The organism is Ichthyobacterium seriolicida, from assembly GCF_002369955.1.
Taxonomy (GTDB): Bacteria; Bacteroidota; Bacteroidia; order Flavobacteriales; family Ichthyobacteriaceae; genus Ichthyobacterium; species Ichthyobacterium seriolicida.
In genome coordinates, this window is record NZ_AP014564.1 from 1266611 (window position 1) to 1286249 (window position 19639).

At 32.1% G+C, this 19639-nt stretch carries 14 protein-coding genes; 9 read left to right on the forward strand and 5 right to left on the reverse strand.

The genetic code is table 11. The features are described 5' to 3' along the window. Positions 1-131: 131 nt before the first annotated feature. Together JBKA6_RS04920 and JBKA6_RS04925 are read right to left on the reverse strand one after the other, a co-directional pair. A complete protein-coding gene (locus JBKA6_RS04920) occupies positions 132-875 on the reverse strand; it encodes a hydroxymethylpyrimidine/phosphomethylpyrimidine kinase (RefSeq protein WP_096686435.1) in 744 nt (247 codons plus the stop codon). Next, positions 848-1477, reverse strand: a complete 630-nt coding sequence (locus tag JBKA6_RS04925; protein WP_096686437.1) for a beta/alpha barrel domain-containing protein — start codon at positions 1475-1477, stop codon at positions 848-850. Before JBKA6_RS04925 ends, JBKA6_RS04920 begins: the two co-directional genes overlap by 28 nt. Before the next feature lie 160 nt (positions 1478-1637). Between JBKA6_RS04925 and JBKA6_RS04930 the strand changes: the two genes are divergently transcribed. Both JBKA6_RS04930 and JBKA6_RS04935 read left to right on the forward strand, forming a co-directional pair. Beyond that, positions 1638-3326, forward strand: a complete 1689-nt coding sequence (locus tag JBKA6_RS04930) for a S8 family peptidase (protein WP_096686439.1) — start codon at positions 1638-1640, stop codon at positions 3324-3326. A gap of 26 nt (positions 3327-3352) precedes the next feature. Continuing rightward, on the forward strand, positions 3353-4210 hold the full coding sequence (locus tag JBKA6_RS04935; RefSeq protein WP_096686441.1) for a class I SAM-dependent methyltransferase: 858 nt from the start codon (positions 3353-3355) through the stop codon (positions 4208-4210). A 23-nt stretch (positions 4211-4233) separates the two neighbouring features. On the opposite strand, the gene JBKA6_RS04940 is transcribed toward JBKA6_RS04935, so the two are convergent. After that, positions 4234-4659: a DUF1573 domain-containing protein gene (locus JBKA6_RS04940; RefSeq protein ID WP_096686443.1), complete on the reverse strand. Its 426-nt coding sequence runs from the start codon at positions 4657-4659 to the stop codon at positions 4234-4236. Positions 4660-5417: 758 nt separating this feature from the next. Here JBKA6_RS04940 and JBKA6_RS04945 point away from each other — a divergent pair. From JBKA6_RS04945 to JBKA6_RS04970, 6 genes are all read left to right on the forward strand, one after another. Next, positions 5418-6356, forward strand: a complete 939-nt coding sequence (locus JBKA6_RS04945; protein WP_096686445.1) for a ribose-phosphate pyrophosphokinase — start codon at positions 5418-5420, stop codon at positions 6354-6356. 14 nt (positions 6357-6370) lie between these two features. Further along, complete coding sequence (locus JBKA6_RS04950) at positions 6371-6973, forward strand: 50S ribosomal protein L25/general stress protein Ctc (RefSeq protein ID WP_096686447.1); 603 nt, start codon at positions 6371-6373, stop codon at positions 6971-6973. Between the two features lie 102 nt (positions 6974-7075). Then, positions 7076-7645, forward strand: a complete 570-nt coding sequence (pth, locus tag JBKA6_RS04955) for an aminoacyl-tRNA hydrolase (protein ID WP_096686449.1) — start codon at positions 7076-7078, stop codon at positions 7643-7645. Beyond that, entirely contained in the window at positions 7642-8808 is a 1167-nt protein-coding gene (locus tag JBKA6_RS04960) for a proline dehydrogenase family protein (RefSeq protein WP_096686451.1), read from the forward strand. Before pth ends, JBKA6_RS04960 begins: the two co-directional genes overlap by 4 nt. 41 nt (positions 8809-8849) lie before the next feature. Beyond that, positions 8850-11699: a gluzincin family metallopeptidase gene (locus JBKA6_RS04965; protein ID WP_096686453.1), complete on the forward strand. Its 2850-nt coding sequence runs from the start codon at positions 8850-8852 to the stop codon at positions 11697-11699. 48 nt (positions 11700-11747) lie between these two features. Next, positions 11748-14168 (forward strand): alpha-ketoacid dehydrogenase subunit alpha/beta, encoded by a 2421-nt coding sequence (locus JBKA6_RS04970; protein ID WP_096686455.1) that lies wholly within the window; start codon positions 11748-11750, stop codon positions 14166-14168. 114 nt (positions 14169-14282) lie between these two features. Here the strand turns inward: JBKA6_RS04970 and JBKA6_RS04975 are convergent, their stop codons facing one another. Both JBKA6_RS04975 and JBKA6_RS04980 read right to left on the reverse strand, forming a co-directional pair. Then, positions 14283-15176 carry a NifU family protein gene (locus JBKA6_RS04975; protein ID WP_096686457.1) on the reverse strand — a complete coding sequence of 298 codons (894 nt, stop codon included), beginning with the start codon at positions 15174-15176 and terminating at the stop codon, positions 14283-14285. Then, a complete protein-coding gene (locus JBKA6_RS04980; protein WP_172843106.1) occupies positions 15170-18073 on the reverse strand; it encodes a glycoside hydrolase family 3 N-terminal domain-containing protein in 2904 nt (967 codons plus the stop codon). Before JBKA6_RS04980 ends, JBKA6_RS04975 begins: the two co-directional genes overlap by 7 nt. Positions 18074-18236: 163 nt before the next feature. Between JBKA6_RS04980 and JBKA6_RS04985 the strand changes: the two genes are divergently transcribed. Then, positions 18237-19616 carry an aspartate kinase gene (locus JBKA6_RS04985; protein ID WP_096686461.1) on the forward strand — a complete coding sequence of 460 codons (1380 nt, stop codon included), beginning with the start codon at positions 18237-18239 and terminating at the stop codon, positions 19614-19616. The last annotated feature ends 23 nt before the right edge of the window (positions 19617-19639 follow it).

Sequence of the window (19639 nt, forward strand, 5' to 3'; positions counted from 1 at the left end):
AATCGTTTTAGCTCTCTTTAAGTAGGGCTTCTCGCCAAAATAAAGATTAAAAATGAGAAAAATTAAAAGGTATCTTTACACACTTTAAGGGATAGTGTCTTTAATTTAGAGCATATCAAGTGACATTAATTTTATTTATGCCAGCCCAATAAGGATTTGTTGCTATTTAAAAAGCGCTCGGTATAACTCTTTGCTTTAAGACAGGATCTGTGTAGTGAAAATCCTCTGGATAAATATGCTGTGACTGCTGCTGAAAAGACACATCCAGATCCGTGTTTTTCTGTAATATCAGTCTTTTTTGGAGCGAAGGTGTATTTTTTGTCCTTAGAATATAAAAAGTCTCTTCCTATGTTCGAGATGTTGTGTCCTCCTTTTATAAGGATATTTGTTTTTTTACTCAACTCTAGAACTTCAGATTCTATATCACCATGTTCAAAAAGACTTGTAATTTCATTGTAATTAGGTGTTATCAAAAAACATTTACCAAAAACATCTATCAGTTGTCTATAATTATCTTCTTTATGAAAAGAAAAGCCGCTGCTGGATTTTAAAATTGGATCTAAAATTATATTAATGCCCTTATCGTAGATGATATCAATTATTTTAGTGAGTATTTGTAAATCTTCTACAATTCCTATTTTGGCAAACTTTATTGAGTAATTATCGAGTATGAGCTGTAATTGTTCTATTATTTGTTCTGTTGGAATCCAATTTGCCTTTATAAAATCTTTTTCGGTCTGCAGGGTGTTGGCCGTTGGAACGGCTAAGCCGTACACTTTTAGAGATTCAAAAGTTTTAATATCGGAGTAAACACCTGCTGAAGCAGATGGATCTAATCCAGCTATGGTTAGGACAAAAGGTCTTTTTCTAGGCATAGTTTTTTTATATCCTTAAAAGTTTTTATTTGATTATTAGAAGTCCATATGGCTCCCATGAGAGCGAGTTTTTTAAACCCTCTTGTTTTTAGTTCGTCTATGTTATTTTGGTTTACACCTCCTAGGGCCACTACCCTTTCTAAGGGGAGATTTAATTTTATAGGATTCCAATTTACAGTTGGAAGATAATTTTGTTTTGATATACTTTTAAACACTGGACTAAGCCATATATCTCCTATGTTTTCAGGCAACTCAGATAAGTTCTTTGGTAGGTGTATTCCCGTAGAAGTTCTCTTATTCATTTTGTGCAGATAATTGACTTTTGATTCAAAACACCCTTTTAAATCATCTATGGATTTTTTATTGAAATGAAAGCCTCTTATATATCTTAAATCTTCCAAATCCTCTAAGCCTTCAGAATAAGGAATCATTATTTTGTAATGCCATTTTTGGGGAATTTTAGATAAAAATAAACTTAAAGTTTTTCTGTCGCTTTGGGGTTTTCTAATGTAGAGCACATCTAAATTTTCTTCTAGTAGACCTTTTATTATTTCTATTTCTCCACTGAAGAAATGCGGGCTTGAGATGATTTGAATCTGCATTTGGTATAGAGGATCTGTCCCGAAGTGATTGAATAAATATTTTGCTTTATATCAAATTCTGACTAGTTTTGCAAAATTACTTAATGAAATTATAATAGAAGTAACTATTGTAGTTGTTTTCTCATTTACATAATATTCAATTTTAAAATTATTTCTACATATGAAAATTAGCATTTTACCATTTTTATCAATCTCAATTATTATAACAGTTATAACAGCTTGTACTTCGAGTAAGATCTCTGTTAAAACCAAACCAGAAGTAATTTCAAATAGTGTTGACCTGATAGACGATATAGGTTTCAAAAGTTGGTCTCACAAAGATTTAAAAACTGATAATATTCCAGGAATTAGTTTAGATAAGGCTTACGAGTTTCTAAAAAACAAGAAAGGTAAAAAGGTAATAGTCGGTGTTATAGACAGTGGTGTAGACATAGAACACGAGGATTTAAAAGATGTCATATGGGTCAATAAAAAAGAAATTCCAAATAATAATATCGATGATGATAAAAATGGATTTGTCGACGATATAAACGGATGGAATTTTTTAGGCAGTGACAAAGGGAATTCTTATTTAGAGCAATTAGAGATGACTAGAATTGTAAGCAATATGCACGATCGTTTTAAAGACAAAGAATACAAGGACATCCCCTTAGGAGATATTGCTGATTTTAATGAGTATTCCAAATTGAAAGATGAAGTATTGACAAAGCAAGTAAGAAATCAAGTCTCATTTGATTTACAAAGAGAAAAATTAGAAGATGTTGAAAAGTACAAAAAAATCATTTCTAAGGTTTTGAATGTAGACAATTTTTCTGTTTTTGATTTGAAGAAATTAAAGTCCAATGACTACGATATAGTAAAGGCGAGTAAGGTTTTAAATACTCTTTTAGAGTTAGATTCTCAATTAGATATAGAGTCTTTGGAAAAGCATATTCATAGGGTTATGGAATATTATGGTTCTAAGCATTACGTTTTAAACTTTAATGGAAGGGCTATAGTGGGGGATAATGTATATGATATCGAAGACAAGAATTACGGCAATAATGACGTCATAGGTTTCAAGGATAAAGAATCTCATGGAACTCATGTGGCCGGTATAATATCAGCGACTAGAAATAATGGGAAGGGGATAGATGGTATAGCTGACAATGTGGAGATAATGACCGTTCGTGCTGTTCCCGATGGAGATGAATACGATAAGGATGTAGCTCTTGCAATTCGTTATGCTGTTGACAATGGGGCTAAGGTTATAAATATGAGTTTTGGTAAATCTCATTCTCCAAACAAGCAATGGGTTTTTGATGCTATCAAATATGCTGAAAAACACGATGTTATATTAGTTAATGCAGCTGGTAATAGTGCGCTTAATATAGATATAGAACATACATATCCAAATGATTCTAAGGATTTAACAAACGAAATTTCGAATAATTTTATAACTGTTGGGGCTACATCAATAGATTATAATAAAAATCTATTAGCTGTATTTACTAATTATGGCAAAAAAAATGTGGATGTATTCGCTCCTGGAGTTGAGATATATTCGACTACTCCAAGAGATAATTATCAGTTTTTTTCAGGAACGTCTATGGCTGCTCCTACAGTTGCAGGCGTAGCATCGCTAATTCGTTCATATTATCCTTCTCTATCGGCAAAGCAAGTAAAGCATATATTGATGAATTCGGGCACTGATGTGGATATTAAGGTAGCGCTTCCCTTTAAATCTAGCGAGATTCCAAACAATGAATTAATAACTGATACTAATCTATCTAGTATTTCAGTATCTGGAAAAATTGTAAACGCTTACAATGCGCTTGTTATGGCAGATAAAATGGCATCTAAGAATTAATTATAAGGGAAAAATATTTTTTAGACTTGAATCCTGATTCTGATCCATATATAGTTTGTAAAGATTTTTTAGTTAGTGGAGAGTATTTCTCATTGAGAAAGGACTTGGAGTCAGACTTTTTATTTACGGAAAATATTCCTCTATCTAGGATAGAGGAATATTATAATAGTAAAGGGTATATTTCACATAATAATAAGAATAGCACTTTATTTGAACGTGTTTATTCAATGGTTAAAACCTTTTCTACTCAAAGAAAGATTAAGTGGATAAATGAATTTCGTGGTGATAGAGTCATATTAGACATAGGTTGCGCAACGGGTGATTTTATAAGGGAATGCAAGGCAAAAGGCTGGAAGATAAACGGATTAGAACCAATATTACAAGCGGAGAGAATATTTGGTAAAGACGAGAAGGTAAAAATAGAAAAAGACGAATTATTTCTAACTTCTGATCTATCTGTTTTTGAAGATTCCAAATTTGATGTGGTTACTCTTTGGCATTCACTCGAACACATAACCGATGATTTAGACAACACAGTTTTTCATTTAAATAGGATATTAAAGCCCAATGGGGCACTATTTATAGCTGTGCCAAATTACAAGTGTTTTGATGCATCATTTTACAAGAGTTTTTGGGCTGGTTATGATGTGCCAAGGCATTCGTATCATTTTTCTAGGGAATCAATAAACCGAGTTTTCAAGAATATGGAACTGCTCGAAACTAAAGCTATGTTATTTGATTCGTTTTACGTGAGCATATTGAGCGAAAGGAATAAAAAAGGAAGTGCTCTAATGGGTTTGTTAATTGGATTTTTATCAAACTTTAAAGCACTTTTTACTGGAGAATTTTCTTCTATAACTTATGTTTTACAAAAGAAACCCTAATAGATGAGAAATAATTTTGTCAATTAATTCTTTTTCTTTTTCTCATCACCTTCTTTAGGTGCTAATACTTCTCCTTTTATATTCAAAAATATTTTATCTCTGTCTTGAGAATTAGAAATTACAGTCAAGTGTTTGTTAAAAACTCCGATTCTATGAGTGTCATATGAAACTTCTATTTTCCCAGATTTCCCAGGCATAACAGGCTCTTTGGAAGGAGTAGGAACAGTACATCCACAAGAGCTTTTAACATCAGATATTATCAAAGGGCTACTTCCTTTGTTGGTGAAGTTGAAATATCTAACTCCACTAGCCCCTTTGTCAATAGTTCCGTAATCTATCATTTCGGTATCAAACTCTATTAGAGCTCCTTTGTCATTTTCTTGTGTGAACTGTGCAAATAAGAAAGTATTACTGATTAGTATACAGGAAACAAACAATATTTTTTTCATTTTTATCAAGTTTATATTTTTTAATATTTTTAACTTCGGTTTTTAGTACAAGACTCCACAAAAGTATAATTTTTATATCAAAAAATATTCTTGCTAAATATTTTTAGGTTCAAGACAACTTAAGGTAAATTTATATGCGTGTAAACCCTTATGTTATCTATGAAAGATAAGTGTATAATTCGTTCAAGAATTTAGAAGGTAAAATTTAGGTGTATTTTACGACTATTTTGCTTGGATATTGAGGAGACAAATTGTAAAAAAAAAACAGCTTGAGTAAGTTAGAAATACCTACTCAAGCAACTGCCGATATAACTATCTTTTAACCCAGTTGTTTCAAGCCTTTTAGCTGTTTTTATTACGCAATTTATTAATCTAATTTAGTTTAAAAGAATGTGAATGGAGATTTAACTATCATATGAAAATTTGTATATTTGATTTGATAAAATGATGTAAAAAAAACACCTCTTAAGTTGTCTTGAACCTATTTTTAAATGCTGTAAAAATTTTCAAACGTGTTTTCACTTTTTATTTAGATTCGTATTTATTTTTCATCTACAATTCCTTTTACTTCTACTAAAAATATTCCCAAATAAAGTAGTTATCATATCATTTGAGAGTTTTTTCAAGTTAAAAGGGTAATCTTTCAAATATTTTCTCTGCAAAGTTTAATAACAACGTCAAAAAACTATTAACTTTGGGCGTTAAAAAAATGTCTGATTTCAGTATTTATATTTTAAGATGAAAATTCAGTAAGTTTTATGGATGTAAGTATTTTTTCGTGCAGTGTTAGTCAGACTTTGGCCACTGAGATTGCAAATGAGTATGGAAGTGACTTAGAAAAGGTTACATTCACCAAATTTGAAGATGGAGAGTTTAGCTTGTCGTATGACGAGACTATTAGAGGCAAGAGAGTTTTTATAATTTGTTCGACTATTCCTCCAGCCGATAATCTCATGGAATTATTACTTATGATAGATTCTGCAAAGAGGGCATCTGCTAGAAAAATAAATGTTGTCATCCCTTATTTTGGATGGGCTAGACAAGATAGAAAAGATAAACCTAGATCTCCTATAGGCGCTAAATTAGTCGCTAATTTAATATCCAAGGCAGGGGCTGATCGTATTATAACTATGGATTTACATGCTGATCAGATACAAGGTTTTTTTGAAATACCTGTAGATCACATATTCTCATTTGCTATATTCTTACCATATCTAAAGTCTTTAAATCTAGATAATTTAGCTATGGCATCTCCTGATATGGGAGGAGCTAAGAGGGCTTATGCATATGCTGATACTATGAATTGTGATGTTATAGTGTCGTACAAGCAGAGAGAAAAAGCTAATGTTGTGAAAAATATATCTATGATAGGTGATGTGGAAAATAAAAATATCATCATAGTAGACGATATGGTAGACACAGCTGGAACTCTATCTAAAGTTGCTGATAAAATGTTAGAAAAAGGGGCTAAAAGTGTTAGAGCTATAGCTACACATCCTATACTTTCTAGCAATGCATATGAGAATTTAGAATCCTCATGTATTGAGGAACTTATAGTTACAGATTCTATACCTCTCAGGATGGAATCTCCAAAAATAAAAGTAATTTCGTGTGCAAATATTTTTTCTACAGTCATGAAAGGGGTACACATGCAGAGTTCTATAAATAAAATTTTATTTCATAATACATATCAATAATTTCTATACTAAAAATGAAAACATTAACAATAAATGGCAAAAAAAGGGGAGATTTAGGGAAATCAGCTAGTAGGCTGTTGCGTAAAGAGGATCAAGTGCCTTGTGTTATTTATGGTGGTGAAAAAACCTATTATTTTTCTTCAGAAGAGAAAAATTTTAAAGAATTGGTTTACACTCCTAATTCTTATATCACAAATGTGCAGTTAGACGATGAAAAAATTGAAGCTGTGATGCAGGATATTCAATTTCACCCTGTAACTGATAAAATTTTACATATAGATTTTATCGAGGTGAGAGATGGTAAACCAGTAATTGTTGAATTACCTATAATAACTAAGGGCAAATCTGTTGGGGTTATGCAAGGGGGGATACTAGTAAAACGTTTGAGAAAATTACCTGTAAAAGGATTTGTAAACAATCTACCAGAATCCATAGAGATAGACATATCAGATTTGAATATAGGAGATAGCGTATCTGTTGGTGATTTATCTATGGGGCAAAATGAAATTCTATCTTCTAAAAAGAATATTGTGGTAAAGATTAAAACTTCTCGTGTGGCTAATACTGCTAAGAAAGCAGCCGAGGCTGATAAGAAAAGTAAATCTAAATCTAAATAAAGGTTTATCTGTAGGTAGAACTACGGCTTTATGTGTTAAAAGAGTCCCTCTGTTCTATTTTACTAGGGGGCTCATTTATTTTTATGATTCTCTTGTATATAAATGAGATTTTTAATAGTAGGTCTAGGAAATATAGGAGACAAGTATAGTGGCACCAGGCACAATATAGGTTTTACTATTTTAGATGAGGTAGCCCGAGAGTTCAGCTCTGATTTCTCTGTACAGAAATTAGGTCTCATATCCACATTTACCTACTCGAGTAATAGTGTAGTTTTACTTAAGCCTTCTACTTATATGAATATGAGCGGAAAGTCTGTCAGGTATTGGATGGGAAAAAAAAAGATAGATCTAGAAAACATTTTAATTATCACAGACGATATATTCTTGCCATTTGGTCGTTTTAGATTAAAAACTAAGGGTAGCAGTGGTGGGCATAATGGTCTTGGTAGTATAGAAGAGTTTTTAAACACTACAGAATATCCTAGGTTTAGGTTTGGGGTGGGTAATGATTTTCTAAAGGGCTCTCAGATAGATCACGTATTGGGTAAGTGGGATCTCCATGAGATAGAAGAATTAAAAGAGGGTGTCAAAAAATCTGTTTTAGCTGTAAAGAGTTTTTTAAAGTTTGGATTGTCAAAAACTATGAATGATTTTAATAAAAAAATGCTATGATTAGGTTCGATGACACCAAAACTGCATTTGAGATAAAAAGTAATGCTCAATTAAAAAAGTCGTATTATATATTCAGGATAATAAAGAGGTATAAGCTAGTAAACTTATTATCTAAGATAGCTCTTATAGCCTTAAAGATAAGGATTCCTATTATAGAATATTTGGTAAAGATATCTGTGTTCAATCAATTTTGTGGTGGGCGCACAAAGAATGATTGTCAAAAAAACATAGATAAAATATATAATGCTAAGGTGTGTTCTATACTTGATTACTCTGTGGAGGGTAAGAGTAATAATGCATCTTTTGATAGAACAGTCAATGTTACTATAGAGATCATAGAATATGCTAAAGATAGGGTAGAGATACCTTTTGTGGTGTTTAAGCCCACAGGTATTGGGAGCTTTGACATATATAAGAAGGTGACAGAAAAAAGTGAGCTCAGTAGTTCAGAACAAAAAGAATGGGATCTTATAGTAGAGAGACATTATAAAATTTGTGATGCGGCTAAGTATTTTAACGTCTTTGTAATGATAGATGCTGAGGAGAGTTGGATACAAGGGGCTTCTGATAAATTAGTAGAGAAGCTTATGCAAAAGTACAATAGGGAAAAGCCTTTGGTTTATGGCACCTTACAGATGTATAGGAAAGACAGATTTGAATATCTCAAGTATTTACATGAAAAGGCAGAGAAAGAGGGTTTTATAGTAGGTGTTAAAATAGTGAGAGGAGCTTATATGGAAAAAGAGAGAGAAAGAGCCAAGAGGAAGAATTATATCTCTCCTATAAATGAGGATAAAAAAGCCTCAGATGATTTATATAACAGAGCTGTAGGTTACGTATTAGACAACATAAATAAATTATATCTATTTGCAGGAACTCATAATGAAGAGAGCACTTTGGATATATTGATGAAAATGAAGGAATTAAATATAAGCTCAGATGATAAGAGAGTTTGGTTTGGACAGTTGTACGGAATGGGAGATCACATAAGTTTTAATTTATCAAAATCTGGGTATAATGTTGCTAAATATATGCCTTTTGGTCCTGTAAGAGATGTAATACCTTATTTGATAAGGCGTGCAGAGGAAAATACTTCTGTATCTGGACAGAGTAGCAGAGAGTTGGATCTAATAGAAAAAGAGATGAGTAGAAGGGGGATATAAATTATTAAATCTTTCTATGTTAAGAAATATGGTATTTATAGATGAGTATAGAGCGTGTGGACAAATTATTTAATTGTTTCAAAAGTCTACTTTTTGTATTCTTTTATTTTATTCTCTTCAAAAATTCATATTCCCAGAATGGGAATTTATCTAATAAGATAGTCGTAGAGGCTGATGTTGAGAAAAAAAAACTCTCCTATAATCAAAAGGTTAAATTCAAAAATATTTATCCAAAAACTCTAAATTATATCTATTTGTATTCTTGGGTGAATTCTGTAAAGAACAATACCCCATTTGCCAATGAGAGAATATTTGCAGAAAAGGATGATTTGTATTGGTCTAAATACGAATCACAGGGGGATGTAATCGATTTGAAAATAGATAATTCTAAAATTGAGAGTTATAACTTTTTAAAAGATCACCCAGATGTTTTAGAGATAAAACTCTCTGAATCCTTAATTGAAGGAGATAGCATAGAATTCGAGTTGTCATATGTTGTAAAAGTTCCAGATTCTAAATACACTGAGTACGGAATATACGAGGATAAATGGCACTTAAAGTATACTAATTTCTATTTATCTAGTTTTATAGGTGACCAGTGGGTGTATTATTCTAGGAAGATGGAAGAAGATATTTCTATTTTATCTTCGGAATATGATGTTTCTTTCAGTATTCCAAAAGATTGGGAACTCCATTCTAATTTAAGTGAAAAATCAGTTTACGAATCAGGAAATAGTAAAGTTTATAATCTCAGTTCGCCTAAAGAGAAAGAGATAGAGTTTGTCCTTTTCCCAAAAAAAAGTAAGATTGAATTCGCTAATTATAAAATAGATGATAAAACTATACTGACCGAATTCAGTAATAATGAGGTGGAGTATGATAAAAAAATATTTTTTTTAGAAAATCACATCAAATTTTTAGCAAGACATTTGCTGCCCTTAGGTGATCGAAAAATATTAATAAATAAAAAAGATTTAAAAGATCAAGGTTTTTTAGGGGTGGAAGTAATTTCTTTTTTAAAGGCCTTTTCCGATGAGTTTTTATGGGATATTAAAATTTTTAAAGCAATAGCTTCCAAGTATCTCAAAGAGATAATGGACATAGACTATAGAAAAAACTCTTGGATATACAAGGGTATTTTAAATTTTCTCGAGGTAAAGTATATTCAAGAGAATTATCCTGGAAAAAAAATAGTTGGAGCTCTCTCTAATTGGTTTTTTATAAACTCTTTTCATTTTTCGGATGTAAAATTTAATGAAAGACATAAATTCTCTTATTTATACATGGCTAGAAAGGGTTTAGATCAGCCTATAAGCACTCCATTAGACAGTTTGTCTTTCTTGAATAGGTCGGGAATATCAGGATCTAAAGCTGCTTTGGGCTTTTTGTATTTAGAGGATTATTTAGGCCAAGATAAATTTCAACGTTCACTTAAAGACTTTATACTCAACAGCTCAAATCCTCATGATAGGTCATCAGATTTAGAAGAGATAAAGAAATCCTTACTCTCTAATTCTGATAAAAATACAGATTGGTTTTTCGGTGATTTCTTAAACACTCAACGCGTAATGGATTTTGAATTGAGCCATGTGGAAAATATGAGAGATAGCACTTATATAAGTGTTAAAAACAAAGGGATTTCTGTTCCTTTTAAGGTTTTGGCCTTTAAAGATGACAAAGTATCTTTTTCTAAATGGTATTACAATTCCACAGGTGATAAGAATACTATGGCCATACCTAATATCGATTACGATAAGATACAAGTAAATGATGCTTATTTAACTTCTGAGTATAGTTTTAGCGATAATGTTATATATCCAAAAAAGTTTTTTCAAAGATCATGGAGTATAGGGTTATTTGGAGATATGACAAAACACGATGCTTATCAGACCTTTATAACTCCAAATCTAGATTGGAATAACTACGATAAGTTGCTTTTAGGTTTAGAGATTAACAATAACAGGATTGTCGTTCCTAGTTTATTTGAATATCTCTTGCGTCCATATTACAGCTCTGGAACTAGTAAGCTCAGTGGTGTTGGTTCTTTTTCATACTCTTGGATATCTGATAATGATAATTTTTGGAGAGAGATAAAAGCCAATTACAATTTCAGTTATTTACATTACGATGTTAACATGCCCTATTTCAGGCAGAGTTTCGGACTCAAGATAAATCTGAATACTCCAAAGAACAATACTAATCTATATAGTAACGTTATACTTAGATATCTGTATATAGAAAAAGAGAGAAAAAAAAGTGTAGATGTAGATAAAGTTTTTAACGCAAGATATACACTTAGAAAGTACAATATACTTTACAATTACTATTACGAATTTGATTTGAAAGCTTCAAGAAAGTTTGTGAATATCCATTTAGATCATAGATCTAGGATAAAATACATGAAGGATAATAGGGTGTCTTATAGAGTTTATTTAGGTGCGTTTTTATACAATAATACCACTGATGATTACTATAGTTTTTCTTTGGGTAATTCTAGAGATTACCTCTTCGATCACAAGTATTTTGGAAGGTCTGCCAAGGAAGGTTTTTTAAGTCAACAATTCATAATATCCGAAGGGGGATTTAAAATTAAAAATAGCGAATTTGCAAATAGATTTATAGCTAGTTTAAATACCACTATAACTCTTTGGAAATGGATGGAGTTATATGGAGATTTGGCTTATTTAAAGAGGGATAACCAAAATGAGAAATACTTTTATGAAACGGGAATTAGGCTTAACCTTGTAGAGGATTTTTTAGAGTTTTATTTCCCTTTGAAATCTTCTATTGTGGAAAATATTTTCACCAAAAATTATTATGAAAATATCAGGTTTGTAATTACTTTAAACTTAGGAAAAATAATTGCTAAGCTGAGCAAAGGTTATTATTGATTTTCCTTAAATTTGTTTGCCTTTTTTTACACTTTTAATTCCCAATACATGTCAGATGCATTTGATATATCTTTTGAAGATTTTAGAAAGGAAATCTTGGAAGATTATAAGTTGATGTTAGAGAGTCGTTTTACAAGTCTTTTAGGCAGAAGGGAAGTGTTGAGCGGTAAGGCTAAGTTTGGCATATTTGGCGATGGCAAGGAGATGGCACAGATCGCCATGTCAAAGGTTTTTAAAAAGGGGGATTTTAGATCTGGATACTACAGAGATCAGACTTTTATGATGGCCATAGGTTCTTTGACACCACAGAATGTCTTTTCTGCTTTATATGGTCATACCGATATAGCCTTTGAGCCTGCATCTTCAGGCAGGCAGATGCCTGGGCATTATGCTACCCATATTGTAGATGATAATGGAAACTTCAAAAATCTTATAGAATTAAAAAATTCTAGCTCTGATATATCTTGTACAGCGGCTCAGATGCCAAAGTTATTAGGTTTGGCTTTAGCCTCTAATGTCTACAGAGATGTAAGAGAGTTGAGAGATGAGAAGAGATTTTCTAATAGAGGAAATGAAATAGCTTTTGGAACCATAGGAGACGCTAGTACTTCAGAAGGGCATTTTTTTGAAACTATAAATGCAGCTGCAGTTTTACAAGTTCCAATGATAGTATCTGTATGGGACGACGGTTATGGGATATCTGTTCCAGTAAAATATCAAACTGCAAAATCTAGTATATCTAAGGCATTATTGGGTTTCCAAAGGACAAAAACAGAAAAAGGTATAGAGATCATAACGGTTAAAGGGTGGGATTATCCAGCTCTTATAGAGGCTTATTCTAGGGCTGAAAAATTAGCTCGCCAAGAGAGTGTTCCCGTATTGATTCACGTGGAGGATATAACTCAACCACAAGGGCATTCTACATCTGGTTCTCACGAGAGATACAAGAGTGATGAAAGATTGAAATTCGAAAAGGATTTTGATTGTATTACCAAGATGAAAGAGTGGATAATCAACTATAATTTCATAGATGAAAAAGGAGATAGTATTTCATTATCTAATCCAGAGGAGTTAGATAAAATAGAGAAAGAGGCTAAAGAAAATGTCACAGCTCAGAGGAAAAAGGCTTGGGATTTTTATATAGACTCCATAGTTAATCATAGAAATGATCTATTAGATATTATGGGGCCTCTATCTCAAAATCTTGCTGAAGGTCATCCTGTAAAAGTAATATTCCAAGAGATAAGAGCAAATAGGGAACCTAATAAAAGAGATTTAGTATCGGCAGCTAGAAATTCATTAATTAGATTAGCTGGAGATAATAATCATTATAAGGATAAATTAAAATCTTGGCTAGATAACTACATGAATAAAATACAATTAGAGTATAATTCTAATTTGTATGATGATAGTGTTTATAAGGTAGCTTACAAAGAAGTGGTTTATGATCAGGAGGATGCATATGTAGATGGAAGAGTAATTTTAAGGGATAATTTTGATGCTCTGCTCTCAAAGCACAATAATCTAATCATCTTTGGAGAAGATGTAGGAAAGATAGGAGATGTGAATCAGGGTTTAGAAGGTCTGCAACAAAAATATGGTAAGAGTAGGGTTTTTGACACAGGGATAAGGGAGGCTACCATCATAGGGCAAGGTATAGGAATGGCTCTTAGGGGCTTGAGACCAATAGCTGAAATACAGTATTTAGATTATCTATTATATGCTCTTCAGATGATGAGCGATGATTTAGCCACTACTTTTTACAGAACAAATGGCAAGCAAAAAGTGCCTTTGATAGTTAGGACCAGAGGGCATCGTTTAGAGGGAATTTGGCATTCTGGTTCTCCTATGGGGACTATAATAAATTCTCTAAGGGGTATTTATGTATTAGTTCCTAGAAACATGCAAAAAGCAGCTGGTTTTTATAATTTATTACTGCAAGCACAATCACCAGCTTTGGTTATAGAATCTCTTAATGGATATCGTTTAAAAGAGAGAGTTCCAAAGACATTTGCAGATTTTACAACACCTATAGGCAAGGTAGAGGTAATTAGAGAAGGTACGGATATTACCCTTGTGACATATGGTTCTATGTGTCGCATAGCTGTGCAAGCCAGTGAGAGATTATATGAACTTGGAATAAGTGTAGAAATTATTGATGTACAATCTTTGGTTCCTTTGGATTTAGATAAGGATATTTTAGAGAGTTTGAAAAAGACTAATAAGTTAATGGTAGCAGATGAGGATGTTCCAGGTGGTGCTTCGTCTTATATTCTTCAAAATATATTGAATCAACAAGGAGGATTTAATTTTTTAGATTATAACCCTGTTGTAATTACTGCCAAGGAACACAGACCAGCTTATGGAACAGATGGTGATTATTTCTCCAAGCCTTCGGTGGAGGATATACTCGAGGGGGCCTATAGTATTATGAATGAAATAAATCCGAATAAATATCACAATATTTAGTATTGACTCAGCTAGTTTTAGGTTAGTTATATAGTTTTTAACAGACACTATGGCACAAAGTGTCTGTTTTATTTACACACTTTACGTGTGTATTGTCCAGTTTGTAAATTGCAACTAGGCAGATATGGCTTCTACACTGTTTACCTGAGAGATTTTCTCTTTTAGCAACTGCTCTATCCCGCTTTTTAATGTAACTGTAGATGAGGGACAACCACTACAAGCTCCTTGTAAAATTACATATACCGTACCTGTAGCCTCATCAAAGCTCTGTAATTGTATGTTCCCTCCATCTGAAACCACAGCGGGTTTTATGTATTCGTCGAGTATTTTTTCTATTTCTTTTTCGTATTGGGAAAAAGAAGAAGAGTCTCTTGTATTGCTCACTTCTCCATTTTTCATTTGAGGTTTTTTGCTAACTAGACTTTTACCTGAATTGATAAAATTTAAAATAAAACTTCTCAACTCTGCATTTATCTCTATCCATTCCACATTATTTGCCTTAGTTATAGATATGTAATTCTCAATCATGAAGACCTCTTTCACATAGGGAAAAGAAAATAATTCTTTGGCTAATAGAGAATATTCAGCCTCTTGCATATTCTTGTATTCTAACAATTGTTGAAACAGAATTTTGTTAGCTACAAATTTCATCACATTTGGATTGGGAGTACTCTCTATATAAATAGAAATAAATTGTTTTTCTGGTTCTTTTTCTATTACATCATTTTTTTGAATGATATCTCTACCTGTTTTTAGGTAATCTTCTATCATATCTACCAACTGATATTGAACATCTTCCCATTCTACTATATTGTATCTCTCTATGGCTATAAAATTTAGAGACACATGAACTTTCTTTACAAAAGGTAAGAAAAACATCCTTTTTATCAATGGACTTGCCGACGCTTCATCTACGTTGTTAAACGTATAACTCCTATCTATGGAGAGCATATCTTTAGTTTTAAACTTAAGTATTGTAGACGCATCGGTTTTTTCTATCTCTACCATTTTTCTAATGATTTATATATGATGTTTCTCAGATTAACCCTGACATTTTTTTGTGATAATTTATTTGGATATCTAGTGGGATTCACTCTATTAGATAAAAATATATAAACTATCTCTTCTTGGGGATCTGCCCAAAACACAGTTCCTGTATATCCGTAATGCCCAAAGCTGTATTTAGATATTCTATCTTCGTAGTCCTGTTCTAATGGTGGTTTATCAAAACATATGGCTCTCCTATTGTCATATCTGTCGAAGTACACGGTGTTAAATTCATCGAATACTAATTTATTGATGTATTGTCTACCTCCATAATACCCCCTTTGAAGTAACATCTGAGCCATTTTAGACAGATCATAAGCCGATGAAAATAATCCTGCATTTCCACCTAAGCCACCTTGTAGAGCTGCTGTTTCATCGTGAACATAGCCTCTCAATAATTGTTTCCTAAACAAAGTGTCATTTTCTGTAGGAACGATGTGCTCTTTGGGAAATTTATTCAAAGGGTTATAAGTCAGTGTATTTGAACCTATTGGACTGTAAAAATATTCATCGGCTACTCTATCTATAGATTTGCCATAGACCTGTTCTATGTGATATTTCATCAAATGAAATATTATACAGCTATACTTGTATTTTTTTTTTTCTAATAATGGGAAATCCATTATTTTTTTTATGATGCTATCCTTGTAACTATCAGCTATAAATAGTTCTTGAGCTACTTGAAGAGAATAGCCTTTGCTTTTTTTTTTTGAATATAATTTTTCATCTTCAAGGGTTTTGCTATAAAATTTTATACTAGGAGGCAATTTTGAGAAATGACATAGAGCTTCCCTAATATTTATAGTGTCCTTATCGGAATTTTTTATGCCATTGATATGAGTAAATATCTCTCCTAAGGTTTGGAATAATTTTACTTTTCCTTCCTCTACCATTTTCATGGTGATAACACCAGTTGACATTACCTTGGTTATGGATGCTAAATCGTATATGTCCGTGGTTTTTACCTTTACTTTTTTATCGTATGTATGATAGCCATAAGCTTTTTCGTATACTATCTCTCCATTTCTAGCTACTAATAGTTGACATCCAGGCATTACACTATCTTGTATGGAAGAATTTATCAAACTATCTACTTTGAGTAGTTTACGGTGATCGAATCTTTGATTTGTAGGAAAATTAAATCCCAATCTATTTATACTTTTTAGATCTATACCGCTGTTTACAGGAAAATCTTCGTCTATGTCTACTGGCAATCGTCCACTTGCAGGCTGGGCTCCAAAAATAACTTGAGGAACCAACATTTGACAAAAATCTGTGTTTTGATATCCCAATATCAAAGCAGAAACTTTCTTGACTTGTTGAAAATCTAATAAACTATACGGACTGGCAAAAATGCTTAATATAACTTTGTTTTGTTCTGATATTCTATCTATTACTTCCTTTTCAAAGTTGCTCACTTGGTATTTTTTCCATGGATTTTCACTAGATTTGTGAATACTTATCAAAACTTTTGAATACTCTTTTAGTTTTTTTAATACTTCTGGTAGATTTTTTTGATCAACTTTTAAAGTATCGACTTTTGATGTGTATTTGTAGACGAAATTTTTAAACTCTTCCGATGAAGCATCTCTATCTAATTGTATCATTGCTATTTTTTCATCTACATTTTTCAAAGGGAGTATATCATCTTGATTTTTCAGTACAGTAATCGCCTTTTTGAACATTTCATAGCAAAGAGCAGTGTCGAGAGGAGAATTTAACTCTTCATACAGCCCTTGGGTATTTACTGTCTGCTTATTATTGAGTCCTGCAAAATGCTTTGCCATTAATATTTTCTTTACTCTGTATTCTAAATCACGGACAGATATCTTTTTTTCTTCTACAGCTTTTCTGATCACCTCTATAGAAGTGGGTATTTCATCTGGCATTAATAAGATGTCATTTCCCGCCTCAAATGCTTTTAGTGCTAATTCCCCTTTGGGATATAATTCAGATACTGCTTTCATATTTAAGCCATCGGTAACTACTAATCCTCCAAATGCCATTTCATTTTTTAACATATTGTTAATTATCTCTTTAGAAAGAGATGAAGGCATGGTTTTATCCAGAGAAGGAACACTTAAATGTCCTATCATTACAGATAAAATTCCTGCGTCTATAGATTTTTTAAAAGGGTATAATTCCACATGTTCTAAATGATCTCTATCGTGATCTATAACGGGTAATGTAACATGTGAATCTTTAGAGGTATTTCCATGTCCTGGGAAGTGTTTTGCGCTAGCTATTACTCCTATTTCTTGTAATCCTTTTACATAGGCTATACATTTCTTAGATACATTTTCTTTATCGCTACCAAAGGATCTATTACCTATAACTGGGTTTTTAGGGTTGGTATTTATATCTGCAACAGGAGCAAAATTTATATTAACACCTAGTAGTCTGCAGTGATAGGCTATACGCTTTCCCATTTTATATATGAGATCCTCCCCATTGATAGCCCCCAATGTCATAGCCCAAGGATAAGCAAAAGCGCCATTTAAACGCATACTCAATCCCCATTCCGCATCTATTGATACAAATAGAGGATGTTTAGATTTTTCTCTTATTTTATTTGTCAGAACAGCCTGATCTTTTATATCTCCCTTAAAAAATATAATTCCACCTATATTGTGTTGTTCTATTAATCTTTCTAAATCTTCCCCCTGTTTTTTATTCCAGTTTGAAGGAACTGATGCTATAAATAACTGACCTATCTTTTCGTTCAAGGTCATAGTATTGAGGATACTATCAGCCCACATTTCAGATTGTGGGTTCATCAATGATAAGTTATTGTTCTGCGCTTGTATTCCTAGGCAAAAAGCTAAATGAATTATTATTATAGTTATTTCTTTCTTCATATAGTTTTTTTGATATAACCCCATTTTGGCAAAGTTAAATAATATACCTTTGCACAGGTCAGAATTTTTGTGAAAAGTTCTTATTTAATATTTAAACGCATTCTTGTAGATATCAAGAAATATCACTAATTCAGTTGTTTTTTTATAAATCGTGTGACTTTTTATGTCCCCAGAGAGTTGTATAAAGGTTTTGAAGTTTGGAGGTAAATCTCTTTCAAATCAAGGGATATATGATGTCCTAAGTATAATAGAGCGCATCTCTGTACAGACTCGTATTTTAGTGGTTTTATCGGCACGAGGTAATGCTACTAATGATTTACAGTGTATTTTAGAAAAGGCTTGCAAAGGAGAAGATTATGTAAATGATTTAAACTCTTTTTTTCAAGAACAGAAAGTCCCTGTACCTCAAATAGATTTTTTAAATGAATACAAACATTTAGATAGTATCCTCAAAAAGGTAGAGTTTTCAAAATGTAGTACGCCAAAGATTAAGGATGAATTTATCTCTATGGGAGAGATATTATCGTGCAAGATAATGACTCACCTCTTAAAAGAGAGGAATTACAAAGTGTCATTTACAGATACTAGATCTGTATTGAAAACTGATAGTAACTTTTGCAACGCCAAAATATTAGACTATACATCTAGAAGGAATGTAATAAAGGCATTCGCTAATTGGAACGATAATACTATACAGATAGCAACTGGTTTTATCTCTTCTAATTTAGATGGAGAGACTACCACTTTGGGTAGAAACGGCAGCAATTACACAGCTACCTTATTGGCTGATTATCTAGATGCTAAGGAAGTCCAAAACTGGACTAATGTCAGTGGCATATATACTGCTGATCCTAAGTTTATCCCCACAGCAGAAAAAATAAAAAATATTTCATTTGAAGATGCTAACAAATTAGCCCATATTGGAATAGAGATTTTACATCATAAAACCATAATTCCTTTAATAAGGAAACAAATACCCATACGCATTTTAAATACCCTTGCCCCTCAAGATGAGGGAACACTTATAAGTAACGAAATTATAGGTTTTAATCTAAAGACTCTATCTGTAGTTAAAAATTTGGCCTTGATAACATTAAAGAGTGATATCTTATCAAAGGCATCAGAAATATGTGAAAAAATTTATTTCTCTATGAGAGAAAATGGTGTAATTATGAGGATGGCACCTAAAATCTATGAAAAAAGAGAAATAACCTTTGTGGAAAGATTAGATAACCTACAGAAGGTAAAAAAGATATTACACAAACAATACGATATAAATCCGTCTGATAAGGATTCATTAGTTATAAATAAAAACATAGGCGTGATTTGCTTTATAGGTAATCTCCATGGAGCAATTAGTGATATCTCTAATGTGTTGAAAGAAAAGAGTATACCTATTCATTTAATCTCAAATGATATAGATAATCATTATACATCAGTTGTGGTAGAAGGACAAAACACTGTTCAAGCCTTAAATGCCATATATGAAGAACTTTTTGATAAAAATCATAAAATTAAATTGCAACTCCCCTCTTTGGGCTGATGAAATTTGAAATATCATTTTAA

Excerpts from the sequence above, each read along its gene's own strand:
- JBKA6_RS04920 (WP_096686435.1), bottom strand. The coding sequence starts at position 875 with ATGCCTAGAAAAAGACCTTTTGTCCTAACCATAGCTGGATTAGATCCA.
- JBKA6_RS04925 (WP_096686437.1), bottom strand. The coding sequence starts at position 1,477 with ATGCAGATTCAAATCATCTCAAGCCCGCATTTCTTCAGTGGAGAAATA.
- JBKA6_RS04930 (WP_096686439.1), top strand. The coding sequence starts at position 1,638 with ATGAAAATTAGCATTTTACCATTTTTATCAATCTCAATTATTATAACA.
- JBKA6_RS04940 (WP_096686443.1), bottom strand. The coding sequence starts at position 4,659 with ATGAAAAAAATATTGTTTGTTTCCTGTATACTAATCAGTAATACTTTC.
- JBKA6_RS04945 (WP_096686445.1), top strand. The coding sequence starts at position 5,418 with ATGGATGTAAGTATTTTTTCGTGCAGTGTTAGTCAGACTTTGGCCACT.
- JBKA6_RS04950 (WP_096686447.1), top strand. The coding sequence starts at position 6,371 with ATGAAAACATTAACAATAAATGGCAAAAAAAGGGGAGATTTAGGGAAA.
- pth (WP_096686449.1), top strand. The coding sequence starts at position 7,076 with ATGAGATTTTTAATAGTAGGTCTAGGAAATATAGGAGACAAGTATAGT.
- JBKA6_RS04960 (WP_096686451.1), top strand. The coding sequence starts at position 7,642 with ATGATTAGGTTCGATGACACCAAAACTGCATTTGAGATAAAAAGTAAT.
- JBKA6_RS04965 (WP_096686453.1), top strand. The coding sequence starts at position 8,850 with ATGAGTATAGAGCGTGTGGACAAATTATTTAATTGTTTCAAAAGTCTA.
- JBKA6_RS04970 (WP_096686455.1), top strand. The coding sequence starts at position 11,748 with ATGTCAGATGCATTTGATATATCTTTTGAAGATTTTAGAAAGGAAATC.
- JBKA6_RS04975 (WP_096686457.1), bottom strand. The coding sequence starts at position 15,176 with ATGGTAGAGATAGAAAAAACCGATGCGTCTACAATACTTAAGTTTAAA.
- JBKA6_RS04980 (WP_172843106.1), bottom strand. The coding sequence starts at position 18,073 with ATGAAGAAAGAAATAACTATAATAATAATTCATTTAGCTTTTTGCCTA.
- JBKA6_RS04985 (WP_096686461.1), top strand. The coding sequence starts at position 18,237 with ATGTCCCCAGAGAGTTGTATAAAGGTTTTGAAGTTTGGAGGTAAATCT.